Here is a 20799-nt window from a genome sequence, read left to right on the forward strand (position 1 = left end):
AGAACGAGGGATTTCCTCGTTCTTTTTATTTTAATACGGCAGATGGAACGGCTTGATGCCCGACCTCTTTTTCTTTTTTGCTACGTGTCGCCAACAACACGAAGTAACTTAATACACCAAATAAACATGAAATAAAAAACGCGTGAGCTAAAGCGACGTATAAGTTTAATCCCGTAAAGACGACGAGCGCCCCCGTTGCGACTTGGCAGCTGACGAGAATGAGCGCAATGAGCCAGCCCCAATACATAATCGGCTGATGTTTATATCGTTTCATTGCATATATCGTTGCCCATAAAATCCAAAGAAACAATAATCCCGCTGCAAAACGGTGTCCCATTTGCACCCATTCATGTAGTTGTGTCGGGAATAAGCGTGTTTGTGCGCAAAACGGCCAACTTGGGCACGCTAAACTCGCTTGTTTATGGCGAACGAGCGCTCCAGTATAGACGACGATATAGCAATACACAATAATGCCGTAAATATGAAATGTCATCGTACGATCGAGCACAACGGATGCGGCATCAAATTTTTTATCTACTTCAAAAATAAACAACGTTAATAAAAAGACAGCCGCAAACGAAATGAGCGAGATACCAAAATGAAGCGCAAGCACGACGTCCGATTGCCCCCATACGACCGCAGCCGCCCCAATGAGCCCTTGCAAAACGAGAAACACGAACGAAACAATGGATAAAAATTTCGTTTCACGAATATGTCCGATCGCTTTCCATGACCAAATCGATAAAATGAGCACCATCAATCCGACGACGCCTGAGACGACGCGATGGCTTAATTCAATGAGCAACTCAGTTGTAATGTGAGATGGAATAAGTTGCCCGTGGCAGAGTGGCCACGAACGACCGCAGCCCATTCCTGATCCTGTTTTTGTCACAAGCGCCCCACCAATTAAAACGAAAAGCATGCCGATTGTCGTCGCTACCGCAAACCATTTTAAAAGCCGTTGCAATGTATTCACTTCCTTAACGCAAAATTTTATCTAGCAAATGCCTAGTAAAAACTGTATAATAAATGTGAAATACGTGTGAAGAAATGCTACTCTCATATTAGCGGAAAATGTCGAAAAGCGCAAAGTTTTATTATTTTACAATATAGCAAACGTTGTAAATATGGTTGAATATTTGTATAGAGTTTGCTAGAAATATAAGTGCAGTTATTTTTCAACTTTTTCATTGTCACAACATTGTTTTGACACAAATTCGACACAATTAAGACAAAAAAAGTTCACAATTTGACGGAGAAATGTGCTTTAATATACAGAGACGACATATCGTTATCGTGTATAGATTGGAAACGCCTTCAAAGGCATAAGAGAGGAGTGGCGGCAGATGGCGGATGTAGTCGAAGAGGTAAAAACGACAAAAATCCAATCAGGTGTACTAAAAGATGTATTAGCTGTCGTGAAAATCGGCATTGTCAATTCAAATTTAATTACGACGTTTACGGGACTTTGGTTAGCCCTTCATTTTACAGGAAAAGGATTTTTAAGTAATTTGCATACGGTTTTTTTCGCGCTTATCGGATCTGCGCTCGTCATTGCAGGTTCTTGCGCGTTAAATAATTTTATTGATCGCGATATTGATCATCTTATGGAGCGGACGAAAAGTCGCCCAACGGTGAGCGGAAGCGTAGAGCCGAAGCGCGTGCTTTGGTTCGGTGTACTTCTTGTCGCCATCGGTACGTTCAGTTTGCTTATGACAACGGTCACCGCCGCTATCATCGGACTTATCGGCATGGTGACGTACGTCTTTTTATATACGATGTGGTCTAAGCGGAGCAACACGCTCAATACGGTGATCGGCAGCATTTCTGGTGCCGTTCCACCGGTCATCGGTTGGACAGCGGTCGATGACGGATTTCATATCGTTCCAGTCATTTTGTTTTTGCTTATGTTTTTATGGCAACCGCCGCACTTTTTAGCGCTGGCGATGAAGCGATGTGAGGAGTATCGCGCAGCAGGCATTCCGATGCTTCCTGTCGTTCACGGATTTGCGATGACAAAACGGCAAATCGTCATTTGGATTGTGGCGCTTTTACCACTTCCGTTTTACTTATTTTCATTAGGCGTGCCGTTTTTAGTGATCGCGACGTTGTTGAACGTCGGTTGGTTAGCGCTCGGACTGGCGGGCTTTAAAATGAAAGACGATATGAAATGGGCGAAATGGATGTTCATTTATTCGCTCAACTATTTAACGATTTTATTTGTGACGATGGTAATTGTCACGATTGACTAATGAAGCGCCTGCAACGGCGCTTCGGAAAATAAAAAGGTTTACAATTCTTTCTTTTTGTAAAGAAAGAATGTATATATTTCACTTTATTTCATAATCGAAAGAGGGGTTTGATTAGGCTATGAAGAAGTGGCTACGAAATTGGCGCTTGGTTTCTCTTGTATCCGCCATGGCGCTTTTGCTAGCTGGTTGCGGTAAGCCGTTTTTATCGACGCTTCAACCAGCAGGAGAAGTAGCTGACATGCAGTACAAGCTTATGCTGCTCAGCACGGCCATTATGGTCATCGTCATTGCGGTTGTAACGATCATCTTCCTTTACGTTGTGACTCGCTTCCGTCGTCGTAAAGGGGAAGAAAACAAAATTCCAAAACAAGTCGAAGGAAGCCATACGCTTGAAATTATTTGGACAGTTATTCCGATTATTTTACTAATCATCTTAGCTGTTCCGACGGTTTTATACACGTTTAAATTGGCGGATGTAAAACCGATGAACAAAAAAGAACGCGACGTTGTTGTCGTCAACGTGCGCGCGAATTTGTACTGGTGGGAGTTTGAGTACCCAGATTACGGCATTATTACAAGCCAAGATTTAGTCGTTCCAACAAATGAACGCGTGTATTTTAACTTAAAAGCATCTGACGTAAAACACTCTTTCTGGATTCCTGCTGTTGGAGGAAAAATGGATACAAATACAGATAACACAAACCAATTTTTCCTCACATTTGATGACAAACGTGCCGAAGAAGCAGGACGTCTATTTTACGGAAAATGTGCGGAGCTTTGCGGTCCGTCACACGCATTAATGGACTTTAAAGTGAAGGCGCTTCCTCGTGCTGAATTTGATCAATGGGTAGAAAAAATGAAAAATGCAAAACCGGTTGCGGCAACAGACCCTGTTGTGAAGCGAGGAGAAGAAATTTTTAACAAAAGCTGTATTGGCTGTCACGCGGTCACACCGGTTGATGGTCGTCCAGAGCAAGCTCGCCTTGCGCCAAACTTAGCAGATTTTGCTGATCGCTCACGCATTGCCGGCATTTTAGAACATAACGAAGAAAACTTAAAAGCTTGGCTCAAAGATCCAGAGAAAATTAAGCCAGGCAACAAAATGACAGGTACTTATCCAGCATTATCTGATGAAGAACTTGAAGCATTAACAAAATACTTAATGACATTATCTGTTGAGTAAGGGGATTATCGATAAAGGGAGGTTAAACTGTGAGTACGTTAGCTCGGAAAAAAGGTGTCGGCGCAGTCATTTGGGACTACTTAACGACAGTAGACCATAAGAAGATTGCGATTTTGTATTTGATCGCCGGCGGATTTTTCTTCTTGCTTGGCGGTTTAGAAGCGATGATTATTCGCATTCAGCTCGCCGTGCCAAACAACGACTTCATTAGCGCTGGCTTTTACAATGAAGTGTTGACGATGCACGGAACGACGATGATTTTCCTTGCGGCGATGCCGCTCGTGTTTGCGATGATGAACGCCGTTGTACCGATTCAAATCGGTGCGCGCGACGTAGCGTTCCCGTTTTTAAACGCGCTTGGATTTTGGTTATTTTTCTTCGGTGGTGTATTTTTAAACTTATCGTGGTTTTTAGGTGGAGCACCTGATGCGGGTTGGACATCTTATGCATCATTATCACTTGCATCACCAACGCACGGCATTGACTTTTACGTGTTAGGTTTACAAATTTCTGGTTTCGGAACGTTAATTGGTGGAATTAACTTCCTCGTGACGATCATTAATATGCGCGCACCAGGAATGACATATATGCGCATGCCGATGTTTACATGGGCAACGTTTGTCACATCTGCGCTCATTTTATTCGCGTTCCCGCCATTAACAGTCGGTTTAATTTTCATGATGATGGATCGTTTGTTTGGTGGAAACTTTTTTGACCCAGCGCTTGGTGGAAATACGATCATTTGGGAGCACTTGTTCTGGATTTTCGGTCACCCAGAAGTATATATTCTCGTCTTACCAGCGTTCGGTATTTTCTCAGAAATTTTCGCGACATTCTCGCGTAAACGTTTATTCGGTTATTCATCGATGGTATTTGCGACGGTGTTAATCGGATTTTTAGGATTCATGGTATGGGCGCACCATATGTTTACGGTTGGTATGGGACCAATTGCAAACGCCATCTTTGCGGTTGCGACAATGGCGATTGCCGTTCCAACAGGAATTAAAATTTTCAACTGGTTATTTACGATGTGGGGCGGAAGCATTCGCTTCACGACGCCAATGATATATGCGGTAGCGTTCATTCCATCGTTCGTTATCGGTGGGGTTACAGGGGTAATGAACGCAACAGCTGCGGCAGACTATCAATATCACGATAGCTATTTCGTCGTTGCGCACTTCCACTACGTTATCGTCGGTGGGGTTGTATTCGCGCTACTTGCAGGGGCACATTATTGGTGGCCAAAAATGTTCGGTAAAATGTTAGATGAGAAATTAGGAAAAGTAACATTCTGGTTGTTCTTTATCGGTTTCCATTTAACGTTCTTTATTCAACATTTCCTTGGCTTAATGGGTATGCCGCGCCGCGTATTCACGTTCTTGCCTGGCCAAGGATTTGAAACAGGAAACATGATTAGTACAGTCGGTGCGTTTTTCATGGCAGCAGGTACAGTCGTATTATTAGCAAACGTTGTTATTACAACAGTAAAAGGAAAGCGCGTTGGCAACGACCCTTGGGAAGATGGACGCACATTGGAATGGGCAGTATCTTCGCCAGCGCCGGAGTACAACTTTGCGCAAACGCCACTTGTACGTGGTTTAGACGCGTATTGGATTGAAAAAATGGAAGGCAAAAAAGGATTAACACCAGCGGAGCCGCTTGGTGACATCCATATGCCGAATCCATCCATTTTACCGTTTGTTATTTCACTTGGCTTATTTGTAGCCGCATTCGGTTTCTTGTTCCATCAAGATTATGCATGGGGAACACCAGTTGGCGTAGTCGGTTTACTCATTACGCTCGGTGCGATGTTCTTCCGTTCAATTATTGATGACCACGGCTTCCATATTCATAAAGAAGAAGTGATGGAAGCGGAGAAGAAGGGGGCTGGGGCATAATGCATGTGGAAGAAAAATTAACGGCAGAGACGTTTCCGGCAGAGCCTGAAAAAGCGACCCTTGAAGGGAAAAATAAATTTTTAGGTTTCTGGTTTTTCCTCGGCGGAGAGACGGTGTTGTTCGCCTCTCTCTTCGCCACATATTTGGCGTTAAAAGATTCCGTTGCGGGCGGTCCGTCTGCGAAAGAATTATTCCAAATGCCAATCGTCTTTTTAGCGACGATGCTGTTACTAACGAGCAGCTTAACGAGCGTATATGCGATGCATCATATGCGCAACTTTGACTTCAAAAAAATGCAGCTTTGGCTTGGTATTACCGTTTTTCTTGGCGCAGCTTTCTTAGCGCTTGAAATTTACGAGTTTACAGAGTACGTACATGAAGGATTTAAATTTTCAACAAGCGCGTTTTCTTCAGCGTTTTACACGCTAGTTGGTACGCACGGTGGCCACGTGGCGTTCGGTTTACTTTGGATTTTAACGTTAATGATTCGCAACGCAAAACGTGGGTTAAACTTATATAACGCACCGAAGTTTTACGTCGCTAGCTTATATTGGCACTTTATCGACGTCGTGTGGGTGTTCATTTTCACGGTCGTATACTTAATGGGAATGGTGGGGTGATTGTATGGCAAATCATACACATGTACAAAACCCAAAAGTAGATGTACAATATCGCCGGAAAAAAAATGCAGAAGAAATGAAACATCAAATTGTTTCATTTACGTTAATGATTTTCTTAACGCTCATCGCCTTTTTTGCGGTTGGATATGAAGGATTTTCTGCTTGGTTTTCCGTACCGTTCATTTTATTGTTAGCGGTTGTGCAAGTTATTTTCCAACTGTATTACTTTATGCATATGAGCCATAAAGGACACGAATTGCCAGCACTTTTCCTCTATGGCGGTGCACTTGTTGCGTTCGTTACGATTTGGGCGTTTTTAACGATCGTTTGGATTTAAGAAGCTAGCGTTGGCTAGCTTCTTTTCTTTTCACGTTTGTTACGTTTGTAGTATAATAAAGTCGGAAAAAAAGCGAGGTGAATATGATGCCGTTAAGTATATTTGGTTTTGAAGCGATGTGGAGTCCGTACTTTTTCATTTTTTTAGTCGCTGTGACGATCGCTTATTTTTGGCTTGTTAACCGTGCAAAAGAACAAACGACGACAAAACAAAAAACGTTGTTTGTCACCGCGATCGTTTTACTTTACATTTGTAAAGGATCTCCAGTCGACTTGTTAGGGCATTTAATGTTTAGCGTCCATATGACGCAAATGGCTGTCCTTTATTTAATGGTGCCGCCGCTCCTTATTAAAGGCATTCCGTCATGGATGTTTGAAGCGCCTTTTCGCGTTCGCATCATCCGTTCGATGTTTACGTTTTTCACAAAACCGTTAATTGCGTTATTTTTGTTTAATGGTATTTTTTCGTTATACCACGTGCCTTTGATTTTTGATGTCGTGAAAACAAACATGTGGTTGCATGCGTTCATGACGATTGCTATTTTTATTGCAGCGATGATGATGTGGTGGCCGCTCGTCAATGAAGTGCGTGGTTTTCCGACACTATCTGGTTTAAAAAAAATGGGCTACATTTTTGCCGATGGGGTATTGCTGACACCCGCATGTGCGCTCATTATTTTCGCGGATACCCCACTATATGCGACGTATTACGATCCAGCTGCTTGGATAAACGCTTTAGCGCTTTGCGTCCCACAAACGACATTAGCGTCGCTTGAATTAAGCGGACCAGAAATGTTTAGCTCGATGTCGCTATTGCATGATCAGCAGCTTGGTGGCGTATTAATGAAAATCATTCAAGAAATTGTATATGGAGTCATGTTGTTTTTCATTTTTATTGAATGGTATCGAAAAGAACGAAATGAAGAACATGTCGCAGTTCAAACAACGAAATAAAGAGAGGGAGAAACGATGGTACCGATTTTACCTACAATTAGTACAAGCTTTATCGTCATTAGCGCCATTCTCGTTGCGGTTGGCTGGTATTTCATTCGTCAAAGGGAAATTGAGAAGCATGAAAAGACGATGTGGCTTGCGGCTGCTTTTGCGCTCGCGTTTTTCATCATTTACGTGTCGCGTACGATTTTTATCGGCAATACAAGCTTCGGTGGTCCAGACGATATAAAAATATATTATACGATCTTTTTGTTTTTCCACATTTTTTTAGCGACGGCTGGCGCCGTTTTCGGCATTGTCACGTTGCTTTCTGCTGTGAAAAAAAATTGGTTGCGCCATAAAAAAATTGGTCCGATCACGAGTATCGTATGGTTTTTTACCGCAACAACAGGAGTCGCTGTTTATTTATTGTTATATGTATTTTACCGTGGCGGGGAAACGACATCGGTTATTAAAGCGATTTTAGGATTTTAAAAAGAGGGTGAACATTCACCCTCTTTACAGTTTAAAGTTAAATTTAATAATTCCTGCCTCTTTCGCTGATTTGATCGCAATGAGTAAGAGCGGGAATAAAATGAGACCGAGTCCGCCCATCACTTTCACGCCTAAGTACATCGAAATGAGCGTCGCGAGCGGAGATAAACCGATATGCGCGCCCATCACTTTCGGCTCAATCGTTCGACGTAAAATTAACAAAATGACGCCGAGAATCGATAGTTTTGTCGCTAATACTGTATCGCCTGTGACGAAGTGGAAAATGGCCCAAGGCGCCATAATAACAATCGATCCGATAATCGGGATAAAGTCGATTACCCAAATAATAAATGCGGTAAATAACGCCACTTTCGGTGTAATGAGCAACAGTCCGACGAGGGATACCGCAAAAATAATTAAACTAACGAGAAATTGCGCTTTCCAAAAGCCAAACACGACATACGATAGACGCGACATCATAAAATGTACTTTTTCTTTCGTTTCCTCTGTTAAATGCGAAAAAATCGCTTCGCGTATTTTCGGTAAATCGTGCATAAATAAAAATAAAGTAATTAAATAAACGAGAAAGTTAATTAAAAACTTTGGAACGTTTGCGATAAGCGCGCTTACTTTATTAAAGCTTAATGAAGCGGTTAGTTGTGTTTTTAATTTTGTTAAAAACAAATCGACTTGGTGGCTTAATTCCGCGACAACAAACGGCGGCAATTTTTCTGTCTGCTTGTACCAGCGAGCGACAAGTTCATTCCAGCCTGCGATCATTTCATTCAAATATAGCGGCGAGTTTCTAAAAAAGTGAAACGCTTCCGTCACAATTTTTGTAATAATAAAGTAACCGCTTAAACACATAAATAGCGTAAATAAACTGAACACAAGAAGGGTAGCGGACTGTCGCTTAAACCCGAGCCGTTGCTGTGCTACTTTCACTGCTGGCTCTAAAAAAATGGCAGTAATTAATGCGAATAAAATCGGAACGGCAATAGGGGCGACCCAATATGTCAATAAGACGATTGCAAGTAAAATAACAATCATGTATATGGACCGCTTTGGAATTTTCTCAAACAACGAAACGACACCTGCTTTCATTTCATAAATCGTATGGAGGATGTATATGCATAAACCCATTATAACGATTGTTGCGATGAGTGTACAACCGTTTGATGATGTCATATTAGAAGATGTGAAAGTATACGAGCAACAAAAGCGACTGACGATTCATGTGACAGTTTCGTTCAAAATGAAACAAAATATGCTCGCTTTCTGTGAACATATTCAAAAACAAGTCATTGACGACATATACGAAATGACAGGAAAAGAAGTTTTTGCTGTGCATCTGTACGTTCGTCGGCTCGTTGACGGAAAAAACGCATGAGCGTGCTCATGCGTTTATGCTAGCAAGGCCTTCTTTTACTTTCGCTAAAATTGCTTCACATTGGCTCACTAATGACGAAGGGAAGCTTTCGCCCTCTCCATATTCTACACCATGTGGATAATAATGTTTGCCAAGTAGCGGCTTCATTAACTTAATGACTGCATGGCGACCGCCAACATCCCCTTCAATCGCATAGCCTTGCACACGTAAATAAAACACATCGCTTTTAATCTCGAATTTGCGGTCATATGTGACACGGTCGTAATCCCATTGACCTGCACGCACGAAGCCGAGGCTTTCCATGAGTTCGTCTAAACGTGTTAATGGCGCTGTTTGATTTTCAATACCTGTATTTTCAAAGCGCATCGTTCATATCCCCCTTATGTAAAATAAAACATTCCTCCATTAATAATAGTACGAAAGCGCATAACTTTCAATGACGAGCTTCATAATTGTTCCGATTTTGGTGAAACTAATGTGCGAAAGGAGAGATGCATATGCCAAAAGTAAAAGAGATGATGACGACAGAAGTCGAATGTTGCACGCCGCTCGACAATATGTACGAAGCAGCGGTCAAAATGCGCGATTATAACGTCGGTGCCATTCCAATTACAGATGGAAATCGGCTCATTGGTATTGTGACGGACCGCGATTTAGTCGTGCGCGGCATTGCCGAGAAAAAGCCCGGTTCAACAGCTGTCACAGAAGTGATGAGTGAACAGCTTGTGACGATTTCACCGGACGCTTCTGTCACCGAGGCGGCTCGTTTAATGGCGAAACATCAAATTCGCCGCTTACCTGTTGTCGAAGGGGATACGCTTGTCGGAATGATGTCGCTTGGTGATTTAGCGATCCATGAAGCAAGCGACGAACAAGCCGGCGAAGCATTAACAGAAATATCACAATACCATTAATAAGAAAAGCGCAAAGCGCCCCCATTTCGCCTAAAGGCAGCCCGCGTCCTGCGGGCAACGGCGAAATGTCGCCATCCTTGGCTCCACGAAGAGCGCATAAGCCCCACCGAGGAGAGCTCGAACCAAGCGATCGATTGGTTCTGCGTGGGTAACATCACTGAAGTATCTCAGTGTGTTGCCGCCGAAAGAAGGGGCGGAGCGACTCGAGCCGATGGCGCTTGGAGCTAGACAGCTGTCTGAATCCGAAACTTTACACTTCCTTAAATTATGCAAAAAAGAGGCTATGTTTTCGCATAGCCTTATTTTTTAGTGTTGCGACATAGGCAAGCTGTATATAATGGAAGTATATACAACAACTGAGGGAGAATGATGCATGCGTTGGATAGTGGCTCTTATATTTATTTTTATGATCATTTTTTATTTTTCACCAACAAACGAACAAGCCCCATTAAACGATACGTCGATCATGAGTGAACAAGCGAGCGAAAAAATCGTTTCAGAAGGGCTCGGTACATGGATTGGAAAAACAGAAGAAGAAGTAAAACAAACGTTCGGACAACCTGCTCGTATCGATCCGTCCGCTTACGGCTACGTCTGGTGGGTGTATAACGACCCGAAAACGTATATGCAAGTCGGTATACTTGATGGACGAGTCGTCACCATTTATGCGTGCGGACCTGAAGTAAACGTCGCTCCATTTCAATTAAATCGCTCCATTAACGACTTATTGCAAACGATGCCGCTCCACGATACAATTCATGTGCAACTTGACGATGGGGTATATCGCTTCCAACTCACTGAAGAAGATTTAATGATTCAACCGCTTCTTTCGTTTGGCGATGCATATGTACAGTTATATATTGACCGTTTTACCGGCCATTTATCAAGCGTTCGCTGGATCGATGGGGAGACGTTAGTGAAGCTTCACCCGTACGAATTGGAATATCGTGGACCGCTGCCGGAAGTAGCACTTGATGAAATGATGGAAAAACAAGTGGAACAAGCGAATGCGAAACAAATTTTTGATATAACGAACGTAATGCGTGCACGTCATGGTGTCCCCCCATTGACATGGGATGAGCGCGTGGCGCAAGTGGCATATGAACATAGTAAAGATATGGCAGAAAACAATTTTTTTGCGCACGAATCCCCAACAACCGGCGATTTACAAAAACGGCTTACAAAAGCAAACATTCCATTTGAAGTCGCAGGAGAAAACATTGCGGCAGAATATATTGATGCACCTGCTGTTGTCGAAGCGTGGTTAAATAGTCGAAGCCATCGCCAAACGTTGTTAAATGAAGAATTGACGCATTTAGGAGTAGGCGTGTATAAGCGGCATTATACACAAAACTTTATTCGTCCTTTTTTCCAACCAAAATAGGCGCACCTATTGGTCATTCGGTCGTAATATATGGTAGGCAAACAAACTAGAAAGGAGCGACCGATATGTCCATTGAACAATTTAAACAGTTTGTGAAAAAACATCCGAAACTCATTGAAGAGGTGCGCCAAGGAAAAAAAACGTGGAAAGAGCTATATAACGATTGGTACGTATTTGGAGAGGACGATGATATGTGGGATGAGTATCGGTTCACAGCGGAGAAAGATGAACAAGGAGCTCTCGTCCAAAAGTTAGCGAGCTATTTAAAACATCTTGACGTGAATGAGCTTCAAACGTACATTACAAACGTTCAACAAGCGATCGCGTCCATTCAAGAAGTCGTCCGTCAAATGCAACATACAAAAAAAGACCCGTTTTCGTTTCGAAAAGATTAAGGAGATCACGAATGAGAAAAGATGTGTACGAATATATTGCCGCAAAGCCGAAGCTTCATCAATTTTTGCGTGAACAGCCGTCATGGTATCGACGGCTAGCGAGACGACCGATGGATATAAAAGAAATGGAAAAAGAGGCACGCCAATATTATAAACAAACGTTGCCACATAAAGTCGAACAAGTCGTCCAAACGATTGAAATGGCAAAAATGATGATGGCGATGATGAAACTGATGAAGGACACTCATAATTAAACGAGAAACGCAAACACTATCACTACGAAAGGATGGTGAACGTGTTGCGCTTCTTTTTTTTATGTATCGCGCTATTGTTTTCCACGTATATGAACGATCATGATACCGTTTTTGCTGAACAAAAGCAAACGTTATTTGTCAAACATCATGTCAAAGGGAATAACGTATTTGTTGAATGTATCGTTGATCAATTTACGTTTACAAAAGGAACGCATCCGAAAAAAAGCGGACAAGGACGCATTCACATTTATGTGAATGGCAAAAGGGTGAGCGAAACGACAACGGCCGCGTTCGTTATTCGCGGTTTGCCTGTCGGGAAACATACGATTCGACTAGAACTTGTGCATAACGATGCAAGTAAGTACCACGTTTCGCACGAATTTACGGTAACGATTCCATAAGTCTGGGGCGACCAGACTTATTTGTTTTGTGGAGAAAATCGTGTTATGATACGGTTGTGGAGGTGTTGCTCGTGCTTGTAGCAACGATCGAACGATTGCAGTTGTTAGATGTTGCTGAACAACTTGGCAAAATGATTGTCGAATCAGACGTGGCGGAGGAATATCGTCGCTGTTTTTATCATATGCAACAAGATGAGAAAGCGCAGCAGCTCATTCATCGTTTCGTTCAATTAAAAGAACGATACGAAGACGTGCAGCGCTTTGGGAAATATCATCCAGACTACAAAGAAGTAACAAAACAAGTGCGCGAGGCAAAGCGTGAATTAGATGTATACGGTCCGATTGCCGCGTTTAAACGGGCGGAGAAAGAGATGCAGTCGCTTTTAGATGAAATTAGCACGATGATCGGTCGGGCGGTATCTGAAAACATTAAAGTGCCGACCGGAAATCCGTATTTTGACTCTTTATCTTGCGGTGGAGGATGCGGATCTGGCGGAGCGTGCGGCTGTCGGACGAAATGATAAAAGGGGGGATGGGCGCATGTTTCCAATGCGTCAAGGCATTATCGTTTGGCTTTATTCGTTAAAACATAGCAAACAATTACGAAAATACGGAAACGTTCATTACGTATCGAAACGATTAAAATATGCTGTTTTATATTGCAATATGGAAGAAGCGGAAGGCGTGATGAAAAAACTCGCTTCTTTACCGTTTGTGAAACGAGTGGAGCCGTCTTACCGCCCGTATGTCAAAGTCGAATTCGAATCGAAAGCAGATAAAGAAAAAGAATATGAATACGGAATATAAAAGGATGTCCACGCGTGACATCCTTTCGCTTTTCTTATTGTAGAGGCGGAATGAACCGATTCATGCGCATAATGCCGATTAAATGTTGATAGTACAATTGTAAGTCAGCAAAAAAAGTTGATGGCTTTACATCTAAATGAATAATTTCTTGATTCAATTCTTTCGCTAAATCGAGGAACAATTCATATCGTTTTGTCACTTTGACAGACGGATGTGGAATGCCTTCGCGGCAAATGTATAACGGTTGAAAATCACCTGGATCGGTCGGATGAAGCACAACGACGAACGATGTGAGCGCTTTCCCGTCTTTCATCGTATGAAAGGCGAACAAACCAGATAAGCGGTGACGGTTTGATTTCGCGATTTCGATGAGCTCATAAATATCAGAATATCCTTCTCCTAGTTCAATAAAACGTTGAATCATCTGTTCATTCCCTCACTTTATATGTATTCCATCATTACTTTATCACGTTCAACTTTTTTCGACAATTAGTGAAAACGGTGTATGACAACGGAATGAAATTTTGCTATTGTTATAATATAAACTGCTAATGAAGGAGCCATTGTATGTGGAGAATAGCTTTCATTTCAACGCTCCTTTTCCTTGGAGTTAGCGCAGGAGCTTTATATTATCAATGGGACGAATATCATACGGAAGCGACAAAACAATCGGTGCTCCAGCATGACATTGAAGCAAAATTTACCGGAAAAACGATTGAAGTCGTTCATCATATACGCGGGGCTGTCACGAACACATACGAAGTAACTGTGCCAAAAGAAGTGAAAAATGTTTCGTGTGTAAAACAAAAACAATGCGTGAAACAAAAAAACGGAAAGACGATCATCCATGTGCCAAATACACATACGATTTCCCTCACTTATCGTGTGACGGTTGCGCAAAAAGAGCCGCTTTTCATAAAAGAATGGCTCATTCGTTTTCATACGACACAACCGCAACAAATGAATATATCGCTCACCGATGTCGTTCATCCGAAAGGGATATGGGCGGCGGACGGAAAGCTCGTTGGCTACGTATATAAACCGTCTTTTTCGTTTTTTATGTGGGAGAAAAAAGGGGGACAAACCGTTCCCCTCTATTTTCAAACGAAGCCGTTGCGCACATCGTTTGATGAAAATGTTAGCATCTACACAACAAAGCCATTAAACGATGCCGAGCGATCATTTTGGAGGCAAAACGGTGTGCAGACGCTCGTCGTCACCCCATTTCGTCTTCAGTACATGACGCCGACGTTCGTCATTATATCGGAGACGTCTTCTTTTTCCGACGTGCAGCGCGCTTACGTTCGCGTGCAGCTAGAGCAACGGTTTCCAAATAGCGCTGTCCCCGAATGGATATGGGATTTGCTCGTTTCGTATATGACGAAAACAGAACCGGTCACAAAACAGGCAAAACGTGCGTCGCAACAATTGAAACAAACGTTAACGAAAGAAGAACAACAAACGTTTTGGACGCTCGTTCAAACGAGCGATGGTCAATCGTTAACGATGAAAAAGTTAGATGAATGGCTAGGAAAGGCGTATGGGGGGAATACGACGTTTTTCCAAAATGAGGAGCCGTACATGACATTTACGGAACGAAAAATGCTCGTCGTCAATGAAGTAAAATTGCCGACAGCTCATGTGTTATTAAAAGATGGTCAACAGCTGTTTCCGTTCGTTCCGATTATGCGCACGCTTGGCTATACTGTTCAACGTTCGGGAGAAGCCGTATTTATTGAAAAAGATGGAGCACGTTGGCGCTTTTTTATCAACGGCACGAAGACGGTCGTTCAACAGTGGAACGGAACGTTATACATGGAGCGAACTGAATTTCCAAAATGGTTTTCCGTCTACATTAGTGAAACGAGCGAAGAAATACGTGTGATTGGTCAATAAGGCAAAAAAAAATGCCCTGTGGCATATGCCGCAGGGACCCTTCCATTCTTTTTCGGACGAGCCGAAAAAGAGAAGGAAAAAAGGGAGAGGAGAAACCGGAGGAAGAACTTATGGGGAACGTAAGTCTTCTCCGTGGTTGGCAACAACATCATCAACGATGTTGTTACTATGAGTATAACCATTGTTTTGCATTGTATACGTAATTATCATATTTTTTCCTTCTATCGTTCATCTTTTGGACGGTTATGTTATGATCATAAAAGCGAGGTGAAAGATGATGCGAGTCATATCAGGGAAATGTAAAGGCAAACCGCTCCAAGCTGTGCCGGGGATGACGACGCGCCCGACGACAGATAAAGTAAAAGAAGCAATCTTTAATATGATCGGTCCGTATTTTTCAGGAGGGCTTGGGCTCGATTTATTCGGTGGAAGCGGTGGACTCGGTATTGAAGCGCTCAGTCGCGGTTTAGATCGCGTCATTTTCGTTGACCATGACGCGAAAGCCGTTCAAACGATAAAAAAGAACGTCACCGCTTGTCGCCTAACAGATCAAGCGGAAATTTATCGCAACGATGCTGAACGAGCATTAAAAGCAATCATAAAACGGGGCTTGACGTTTCATCTCATTTTTCTTGATCCACCTTATAAAAATAAGCAGCTTGAAGCGCTCATTGCGATCATCGATAGTCATCAACTGTTACAGAAAGATGGCTTTGTCGTCGCTGAGCACGGAGCGGAAGGACAACTCGCCAAACAAATTGGACGCTTAACGCAAGTAAAACATGAAACGTATGGCATCACCGCTGTATCGATTTACGCCTATGTCGATGAGGAAGGAGAATAAATATGGCAAGCATCGCAGTATGCCCAGGGAGTTTTGATCCTGTCACATACGGGCATTTAGATATTATTCGCCGCGGGGCAAAAGTGTTTGACAAAGTATATGTTGTCGTATTAAACAATTCATCGAAAAAACCGTTATTTTCCGCAGAAGAGCGGGTGCAACTGCTCAAGGAAGTGACGAAAGATTTACATAACGTCGTAGTCGACTCTTATCAAGGACTGCTTGTCGACTATGCGAAAAGTAAACAGGCGAGCGCGATTTTGCGCGGGTTGCGTGCCGTCTCCGATTTTGAATACGAAATGCAAATCACATCGATGAACCGCATCTTAAACGAACAAATCGAAACGTTTTTTATGATGACGAACAACCAATACTCTTTTTTAAGTTCAAGCATCGTAAAAGAAGTGGCGAAATATAACGGCAACATTTCCGAGCTCGTACCAAAAGTTGTGGAAGAAGCGCTTCGGAAAAAGTTTTCTGATGCAAAAAACCACCTTTAAGCAGGTGGTTTTTCACGTCGAAAAGCGATGGCGACATATAACAAACATGCTGTTGCGGTAATCATAAAGCCGTATTGCTCGATCCAATGTATGTATAATACAGGCCAATCGATCGTCGCTTTCGGAAGCCATACCGGTAACGTTTCTGCCGATTCAAGCGGCTGAACGTATAGCGGCTTCCAAAGCATTGAAGCGAAAAAAGCAGCAAATAACCCGTGAAATATGCGGGCGATGAAAAACGGTTGAAAGCGAATATTTGCTTCCGCTAAAATGCTCGCTACTTGTGCTTGTACCGAAAAACCGCCAAAAGCGAGAATAAAGCTTGTAATAATCACTTTTTCCAACAATGTCGCATTTGTTGCTTCGCTCGCCATTTGGCTGCCGAGCGTAATTTCAAACACCCCTGCGATGAATGGAACACTTAATTCGCGCGGCAAATGAAAAATGGCTAGCACGTATTGCACAACATGGGCAAGCATGTCGGTCATATTTGTCACATAAAGCAATCGATTGAAAACAGAAAATAAAATAATAAACCCGCCGATCATAAAAAGCGTTTGAATGGAAGAGCGGACGGCATCTCCGAGCAGTTTTCCGATCGCTTGGTTATTTTTTAAGCGCGTTTCATGCATCGCGCGGAACGCTTGACGGAAAATGCCCTTTTTTTGTTTTTGGACAACATATTCTTCGTCTTTTCCGTGAAAGCGCATGATCAATCCGACGCAAATGTTGCCAAGATAATGAGATAAAGCAAGAACGATACCGATGTTCGGATTATGAAAAAAACCGACCGAAATCGCACCAAAAATAAAGAGCGGATTAGACGAGTTTGTAAACGAAACGAGCCGTTCTGCTTCAATGGCGGAAAGTTGTTGTTGCTGTCTTAAGCGCGCGGTCAGCTTTGCGCCAGCAGGGTAGCCGGAAGCCATCCCCATCGCCCAAACGAACCCGCCGATGCCCGGCACTTTAAAAAGCGGACGCATGAATGGTTCAAGCAATACACCGAGAAAATGAACGACACCAAATCCAATTAAAATTTCTGATACAATAAAAAAAGGGAGAAGGGAAGGGAAGACGACATCCCACCACATATGCAATCCGCGCACTGCTGCTTCAAACGACTGTTGTGGATAGCGGAGCAATGCAATACATAAACAAATAATTATAGACGATAGCATCAACGTTTTCCATTTTTCTTTCATCGTTCGTTGGCCTCCTCATTCGCCGATCGTGCTCGTTTTAATATACGAGTATATGTGGACATTTTAGACCATAGTATTGAACAGGGAAGGGGGAACATGAATGAAAATCGGGTTAGCCTTAGGCTCCGGCGGGGCGCGCGGCTTTGCGCATGCGGGGGTCATTAAAGTGTTAGAAGAAGAAAATATCCCGATTCATATGATCGCAGGAAGCAGCATGGGCGCCCTCGTTGGAGCGTTATATGCATCGGGGATGTCAACGGAACGATTATATCGGTTAGCGACGGCTTTTCGACGCAACGATTATATTGATTGGACAGTGCCGAAAATGGGGTTAATTTCAGGGGCACATATTAAGCAGTTCATCGCTGTCGTGACAAAACAAATGCGAATCGAACATACTCGTATTCCGTTAGCGATTGTCGCAACGGATTTACAAAAAGGGGAAAAAGTTGTGTTTCGCGAAGGAAAAATAGCAGATGCGGTGCGGGCAAGCATTTCGATTCCCGGCATTTTTGTACCGGAGCGATGGAACGGACGGTTGCTCGTCGATGGCGGAGTGATCGACCGCGTGCCAGCCACCGTCGTTCGTGAAATGGGTGCTGACGTTGTCATCGCTGTCGATGTCGCTTCCGTCAAAAAGAACGATACGATTTCATCAATTTTCGATGTCATTTTACAAAGTTTAGACATTATTCAAGCTGAACTTGCTTCTCACCGCATCGCCCAAGCGGATATCGTCATTCGTCCGCAACTAGAACGTTATAGTTCGTATGCATTTACCCATGCAAAAGAAATGATTCAAATCGGTGAAGAAGCGGCGCGGCAACAGCTTCCAGCTATCCGTCAACTGCTTGCAGAGAAGGGGTTTGAGCAATGAAGAAAAAACGCTATATTGCAACGACAATCATGATCGCACTACTATTCGTTTTTGCTACGTTTTTCCACTTGCCGTATTACGTCACGATGCCTGGAACGGCTGAACCGTTGCGTCCGCTCGTTGAAGTCGAAGGCGGCTATAAAGAAAAAGGAAAATTTATGTTAACGACCGTTCGAATGGGGCAGGCAAACGTTTTTTCATTTGCGTTTGCGCACATCAGTAAATATAACGAACTATATCGGATGGATGAAGTGCGTCAAGAAGGGGAAAACGACGAAGAATATGCGCATCGGCAATTAAAAATGATGGAAAATTCAAAAGAAACGGCGATTGCTGTTGCATATAAAAAAGCAAATCGATCGTTTTCGTATCGAAATAAAGGAGTATACGTGCTTTACGTCGTTGACGGCATGCCCGCGGCAAACGTCTTGAAAAGCGGCGATCAATTAGTGGCCATTGACGGACAACGAATTGAAGAAGCCGATGCGTTTATTCAATACGTAAGCGGAAAGAAAAAAGGGGATCGCGTTCGTGTCACATATAAGCGAGCGGGGAAAGAAAAAACGGCGACATTGACGCTCGCACCGTTTCCGAAAGAAAAAAATCGCGTCGGTCTCGGTGTTTCGGTCATGACTGATCGCGATATTGTGACCGATCCACCTGTTCGCATTGAATCGGATGAAATTGGTGGACCGTCAGCTGGTTTGATGTTTGCGCTCGAAGTGTACAACCAACTCATTCCTGAAGATTTGACAAAAGGTTATCGCATTGCTGGGACAGGAACGATTAACATCGACGGAGAAGTCGGACCGATCGGCGGCATTTCTCAAAAAGTGATCGCAGCCCATAAAGCAGGCGCGGACATTTTTTTCGCTCCGAACGAACGCGGAGCGAAACATTCAAATTATAAAGAAGCGGTGAAAACGGCAAAAGACATCGGAACGAAGATGAAAATTGTCCCTGTCGATACGTTCGATGATGCTGTTCAATTTTTACAAAAGTTATCGTAACGGAGGTGTGGCGTATTCACGTTGCAACGCTTCCGTTCGAAGCGGCTCAGGCAATATACACATATATGCTTGCGCCGCTTTTTTTTCGATATGATATACAGCATCATTTTGTATATGTTTTACGTTTGTGACGATCGGCAATGTTGTTTGTTTTTTCACTTTTCGTACATACGCTCTCCCTATTTCATTCATCGCTAGTAGTCGAATGTACGTCGCACGCTTATTTTTATGCGCTTTTGCCATTTCTTTTTTCGTGACGTTCGTCAATATGTGCGTACATATGCGTTGCAACCGCGTCCACGTATATCGTTTCGTTTTGATCGCCGAAAGAAAACCGTGAAACGATGTCGCATGTGCAATCGCCTTTTGCAACCGATGTTCAATTCCTTCTTCGACTTCAGCGATGTAACGAATGTCATCTGGCTCCATCGTCAATAAACGATATTTGAGAAGCGGAAAATATGTTTCCCAATCGTGCCATGTCGTATATGTATGACGGTACGCTTGTAACGTGTCGTATGTCGTTTTAGGAACGTAGCGTGCGACATCGTCATGACCGGATTGTAAAAAACGGCGAATGCTTGTGGCGCTCGCAATGCTTTCATTTACAGGTAGCGTCTCATCGTGATAATGGGCTACCGTTCGTTGAATCGTCTCCGGTGTCATTTTGCTTTGTTGTTCGATAATTGCTTTGACGTAATGAAATCCTAAAATGTTGTTTGGTTGCGACATATCAAGTATATCGTGACCGATATCATTCAGCGCTAAAGCGCATGCTTTCGCATAGCTCATCCCTTGTTTCATATAATGTTTCACTTTTTCGTCATGTTGCTCTTTTTCATTTGTCAGCAATTGAGCGGTTTTGATAAACGCATCGATGTTTCCGTGTTCGCTCCCGAAACATACTTGTTCGCAAAAAAGCGCATCGAGAATCGAAATGGCACCATGAGCGAACGATTCGGCCGTTTGTACCGCAAACGGATAAGGAAGTTCGACGACGAGATCGACACCGCCTGCAAGCGCCATGCGAGCCCGTTCCCATTTTGGCACGATGGCTGGTTCTCCTCGTTGTGTAAACGAGCTGCTCATGACGGCGATGACGCAATCCGCCTTCGTTTTTTTTCGCGTTTGTTGCACATGATATAAATGCCCGTTATGAAACGGATTGTATTCTACCACGATGCCGACCGCTTTCATTTGTCGTCCAC

25 protein-coding genes and 1 pseudogene are annotated in these 20799 nt (G+C 43.2%); 20 read left to right on the forward strand and 6 right to left on the reverse strand.

Annotated elements, in window-relative coordinates:
• Nucleotides 1-25: 25 nt before the first annotated feature.
• Nucleotides 26-967 carry a COX15/CtaA family protein gene (locus tag JV16_RS00455; RefSeq protein ID WP_167333723.1) on the reverse strand — a complete coding sequence of 314 codons (942 nt, stop codon included), beginning with the start codon at nt 965-967 and terminating at the stop codon, nt 26-28.
• A 433-nt stretch (nt 968-1400) separates the two neighbouring features.
• On the opposite strand from JV16_RS00455, the pseudogene cyoE reads away from it, so the two are divergent.
• The 7 genes and pseudogenes from cyoE to JV16_RS00490 form a co-directional block, all read left to right on the forward strand.
• A pseudogene (cyoE, locus tag JV16_RS00460) lies at nt 1401-2252 on the forward strand (heme o synthase); the annotation flags it as partial.
• A gap of 118 nt (nt 2253-2370) precedes the next feature.
• A complete protein-coding gene (gene coxB / locus JV16_RS00465) occupies nt 2371-3435 on the forward strand; it encodes a cytochrome c oxidase subunit II (RefSeq protein ID WP_042533775.1) in 1065 nt (354 codons plus the stop codon).
• 29 nt (nt 3436-3464) lie between these two features.
• Nucleotides 3465-5333, forward strand: a complete 1869-nt coding sequence (gene ctaD / locus JV16_RS00470) for a cytochrome c oxidase subunit I (RefSeq protein ID WP_021094432.1) — start codon at nt 3465-3467, stop codon at nt 5331-5333.
• On the forward strand, nt 5333-5953 hold the full coding sequence (locus JV16_RS00475) for a cytochrome (ubi)quinol oxidase subunit III (RefSeq protein ID WP_021094431.1): 621 nt from the start codon (nt 5333-5335) through the stop codon (nt 5951-5953). The genes ctaD and JV16_RS00475 overlap by 1 nt, the downstream gene beginning before the upstream one ends.
• 4 nt (nt 5954-5957) lie before the next feature.
• Nucleotides 5958-6290: a cytochrome c oxidase subunit IVB gene (gene ctaF, locus JV16_RS00480; protein ID WP_021094430.1), complete on the forward strand. Its 333-nt coding sequence runs from the start codon at nt 5958-5960 to the stop codon at nt 6288-6290.
• Nucleotides 6291-6373: 83 nt separating this feature from the next.
• Entirely contained in the window at nt 6374-7243 is an 870-nt protein-coding gene (gene ctaG / locus JV16_RS00485; protein ID WP_021094429.1) for a cytochrome c oxidase assembly factor CtaG, read from the forward strand.
• A 15-nt stretch (nt 7244-7258) separates the two neighbouring features.
• Entirely contained in the window at nt 7259-7717 is a 459-nt protein-coding gene (locus JV16_RS00490) for a DUF420 domain-containing protein (RefSeq protein ID WP_042533778.1), read from the forward strand.
• 24 nt (nt 7718-7741) lie between these two features.
• Here JV16_RS00490 and ytvI read toward each other — a convergent pair whose 3' ends face one another.
• Nucleotides 7742-8860: a sporulation integral membrane protein YtvI gene (ytvI, locus tag JV16_RS00495; RefSeq protein WP_171334620.1), complete on the reverse strand. Its 1119-nt coding sequence runs from the start codon at nt 8858-8860 to the stop codon at nt 7742-7744.
• Between ytvI and JV16_RS00500 the strand changes: the two genes are divergently transcribed.
• Entirely contained in the window at nt 8847-9107 is a 261-nt protein-coding gene (locus JV16_RS00500) for a hypothetical protein (protein ID WP_021094426.1), read from the forward strand. The two genes, ytvI and JV16_RS00500, sit on opposite strands and share 14 nt — an antisense overlap.
• Before the next feature lie 6 nt (nt 9108-9113).
• On the opposite strand, the gene JV16_RS00505 is transcribed toward JV16_RS00500, so the two are convergent.
• Nucleotides 9114-9473, reverse strand: coding sequence for a YugN family protein (locus JV16_RS00505; RefSeq protein WP_042533782.1), 360 nt, complete (start codon nt 9471-9473; stop codon nt 9114-9116).
• Nucleotides 9474-9604: 131 nt separating this feature from the next.
• Between JV16_RS00505 and JV16_RS00510 the strand changes: the two genes are divergently transcribed.
• The 7 genes from JV16_RS00510 (at nt 9605) to JV16_RS00540 (ending at nt 13262) form a co-directional block, all read left to right on the forward strand.
• Nucleotides 9605-10021 (forward strand): CBS domain-containing protein, encoded by a 417-nt coding sequence (locus tag JV16_RS00510; protein ID WP_009373488.1) that lies wholly within the window; start codon nt 9605-9607, stop codon nt 10019-10021.
• A gap of 373 nt (nt 10022-10394) precedes the next feature.
• Nucleotides 10395-11405, forward strand: coding sequence for a CAP domain-containing protein (locus tag JV16_RS00515; RefSeq protein ID WP_021096018.1), 1011 nt, complete (start codon nt 10395-10397; stop codon nt 11403-11405).
• A gap of 65 nt (nt 11406-11470) precedes the next feature.
• Nucleotides 11471-11800, forward strand: a complete 330-nt coding sequence (locus JV16_RS00520; RefSeq protein WP_042533785.1) for a YlbD family protein — start codon at nt 11471-11473, stop codon at nt 11798-11800.
• A gap of 11 nt (nt 11801-11811) precedes the next feature.
• Entirely contained in the window at nt 11812-12054 is a 243-nt protein-coding gene (locus tag JV16_RS00525; RefSeq protein ID WP_042533787.1) for a YlbE-like family protein, read from the forward strand.
• Nucleotides 12055-12086: 32 nt separating this feature from the next.
• On the forward strand, nt 12087-12455 hold the full coding sequence (locus JV16_RS00530; RefSeq protein ID WP_216367379.1) for a hypothetical protein: 369 nt from the start codon (nt 12087-12089) through the stop codon (nt 12453-12455).
• A 71-nt stretch (nt 12456-12526) separates the two neighbouring features.
• Nucleotides 12527-12976 carry a YlbF/YmcA family competence regulator gene (locus JV16_RS00535; RefSeq protein ID WP_042533790.1) on the forward strand — a complete coding sequence of 150 codons (450 nt, stop codon included), beginning with the start codon at nt 12527-12529 and terminating at the stop codon, nt 12974-12976.
• 19 nt (nt 12977-12995) lie between these two features.
• Nucleotides 12996-13262: a YlbG family protein gene (locus JV16_RS00540; RefSeq protein ID WP_042533792.1), complete on the forward strand. Its 267-nt coding sequence runs from the start codon at nt 12996-12998 to the stop codon at nt 13260-13262.
• A gap of 34 nt (nt 13263-13296) precedes the next feature.
• Here the strand turns inward: JV16_RS00540 and JV16_RS00545 are convergent, their stop codons facing one another.
• The gene (locus JV16_RS00545) at nt 13297-13686 is read right to left on the reverse strand and encodes a DUF7147 family protein (protein ID WP_009373497.1); all 390 of its coding nucleotides are present in this window, start codon (nt 13684-13686) and stop codon (nt 13297-13299) included.
• A 143-nt stretch (nt 13687-13829) separates the two neighbouring features.
• On the opposite strand from JV16_RS00545, the gene JV16_RS00550 reads away from it, so the two are divergent.
• The 3 genes from JV16_RS00550 (at nt 13830) to coaD (ending at nt 16502) form a co-directional block, all read left to right on the forward strand.
• Nucleotides 13830-15158: a hypothetical protein gene (locus JV16_RS00550; protein ID WP_042533794.1), complete on the forward strand. Its 1329-nt coding sequence runs from the start codon at nt 13830-13832 to the stop codon at nt 15156-15158.
• A gap of 277 nt (nt 15159-15435) precedes the next feature.
• Nucleotides 15436-16002: a 16S rRNA (guanine(966)-N(2))-methyltransferase RsmD gene (gene rsmD, locus JV16_RS00555; RefSeq protein ID WP_021094855.1), complete on the forward strand. Its 567-nt coding sequence runs from the start codon at nt 15436-15438 to the stop codon at nt 16000-16002.
• A 2-nt stretch (nt 16003-16004) separates the two neighbouring features.
• A complete protein-coding gene (coaD, locus tag JV16_RS00560; RefSeq protein ID WP_021094856.1) occupies nt 16005-16502 on the forward strand; it encodes a pantetheine-phosphate adenylyltransferase in 498 nt (165 codons plus the stop codon).
• Here coaD and ylbJ read toward each other — a convergent pair.
• Nucleotides 16499-17704, reverse strand: coding sequence for a sporulation integral membrane protein YlbJ (ylbJ, locus tag JV16_RS00565; protein WP_021094857.1), 1206 nt, complete (start codon nt 17702-17704; stop codon nt 16499-16501). The two genes, coaD and ylbJ, sit on opposite strands and share 4 nt — an antisense overlap.
• A 100-nt stretch (nt 17705-17804) precedes the next feature.
• Between ylbJ and JV16_RS00570 the strand changes: the two genes are divergently transcribed.
• Both JV16_RS00570 and JV16_RS00575 read left to right on the forward strand, forming a co-directional pair.
• Entirely contained in the window at nt 17805-18581 is a 777-nt protein-coding gene (locus JV16_RS00570) for a patatin-like phospholipase family protein (RefSeq protein WP_021094858.1), read from the forward strand.
• Nucleotides 18578-19591: a SepM family pheromone-processing serine protease gene (locus JV16_RS00575; protein WP_021094859.1), complete on the forward strand. Its 1014-nt coding sequence runs from the start codon at nt 18578-18580 to the stop codon at nt 19589-19591. Before JV16_RS00570 ends, JV16_RS00575 begins: the two co-directional genes overlap by 4 nt.
• Here JV16_RS00575 and JV16_RS00580 read toward each other — a convergent pair.
• Entirely contained in the window at nt 19583-20788 is a 1206-nt protein-coding gene (locus tag JV16_RS00580) for a nucleotidyltransferase (protein ID WP_021094860.1), read from the reverse strand. The two genes, JV16_RS00575 and JV16_RS00580, sit on opposite strands and share 9 nt — an antisense overlap.
• Nucleotides 20789-20799 lie beyond the last annotated feature (11 nt).

Origin of the sequence: Anoxybacillus ayderensis, assembly GCF_000833605.1 — a bacterium.
Lineage (GTDB): Bacteria > Bacillota > Bacilli > Bacillales > Anoxybacillaceae > Anoxybacillus > Anoxybacillus ayderensis.

Coding starts and splice junctions, on each gene's coding strand:
- ctaG (WP_021094429.1), top strand. CDS start 6,374: ATGATGCCGTTAAGTATATTTGGTTTTGAAGCGATGTGGAGTCCGTAC.
- coxB (WP_042533775.1), top strand. CDS start 2,371: ATGAAGAAGTGGCTACGAAATTGGCGCTTGGTTTCTCTTGTATCCGCC.
- coaD (WP_021094856.1), top strand. CDS start 16,005: ATGGCAAGCATCGCAGTATGCCCAGGGAGTTTTGATCCTGTCACATAC.
- JV16_RS00520 (WP_042533785.1), top strand. CDS start 11,471: ATGTCCATTGAACAATTTAAACAGTTTGTGAAAAAACATCCGAAACTC.
- JV16_RS00540 (WP_042533792.1), top strand. CDS start 12,996: ATGTTTCCAATGCGTCAAGGCATTATCGTTTGGCTTTATTCGTTAAAA.
- JV16_RS00545 (WP_009373497.1), bottom strand. CDS start 13,686: ATGATTCAACGTTTTATTGAACTAGGAGAAGGATATTCTGATATTTAT.
- JV16_RS00575 (WP_021094859.1), top strand. CDS start 18,578: ATGAAGAAAAAACGCTATATTGCAACGACAATCATGATCGCACTACTA.
- ctaF (WP_021094430.1), top strand. CDS start 5,958: ATGGCAAATCATACACATGTACAAAACCCAAAAGTAGATGTACAATAT.
- rsmD (WP_021094855.1), top strand. CDS start 15,436: ATGCGAGTCATATCAGGGAAATGTAAAGGCAAACCGCTCCAAGCTGTG.
- JV16_RS00500 (WP_021094426.1), top strand. CDS start 8,847: ATGCATAAACCCATTATAACGATTGTTGCGATGAGTGTACAACCGTTT.
- JV16_RS00530 (WP_216367379.1), top strand. CDS start 12,087: ATGGTGAACGTGTTGCGCTTCTTTTTTTTATGTATCGCGCTATTGTTT.
- JV16_RS00570 (WP_021094858.1), top strand. CDS start 17,805: ATGAAAATCGGGTTAGCCTTAGGCTCCGGCGGGGCGCGCGGCTTTGCG.
- ytvI (WP_171334620.1), bottom strand. CDS start 8,860: ATGGGTTTATGCATATACATCCTCCATACGATTTATGAAATGAAAGCA.
- JV16_RS00515 (WP_021096018.1), top strand. CDS start 10,395: ATGCGTTGGATAGTGGCTCTTATATTTATTTTTATGATCATTTTTTAT.
- JV16_RS00580 (WP_021094860.1), bottom strand. CDS start 20,788: ATGAAAGCGGTCGGCATCGTGGTAGAATACAATCCGTTTCATAACGGG.
- JV16_RS00475 (WP_021094431.1), top strand. CDS start 5,333: ATGCATGTGGAAGAAAAATTAACGGCAGAGACGTTTCCGGCAGAGCCT.
- JV16_RS00490 (WP_042533778.1), top strand. CDS start 7,259: ATGGTACCGATTTTACCTACAATTAGTACAAGCTTTATCGTCATTAGC.
- JV16_RS00510 (WP_009373488.1), top strand. CDS start 9,605: ATGCCAAAAGTAAAAGAGATGATGACGACAGAAGTCGAATGTTGCACG.
- JV16_RS00505 (WP_042533782.1), bottom strand. CDS start 9,473: ATGCGCTTTGAAAATACAGGTATTGAAAATCAAACAGCGCCATTAACA.
- JV16_RS00550 (WP_042533794.1), top strand. CDS start 13,830: ATGTGGAGAATAGCTTTCATTTCAACGCTCCTTTTCCTTGGAGTTAGC.
- JV16_RS00525 (WP_042533787.1), top strand. CDS start 11,812: ATGAGAAAAGATGTGTACGAATATATTGCCGCAAAGCCGAAGCTTCAT.
- ylbJ (WP_021094857.1), bottom strand. CDS start 17,704: ATGAAAGAAAAATGGAAAACGTTGATGCTATCGTCTATAATTATTTGT.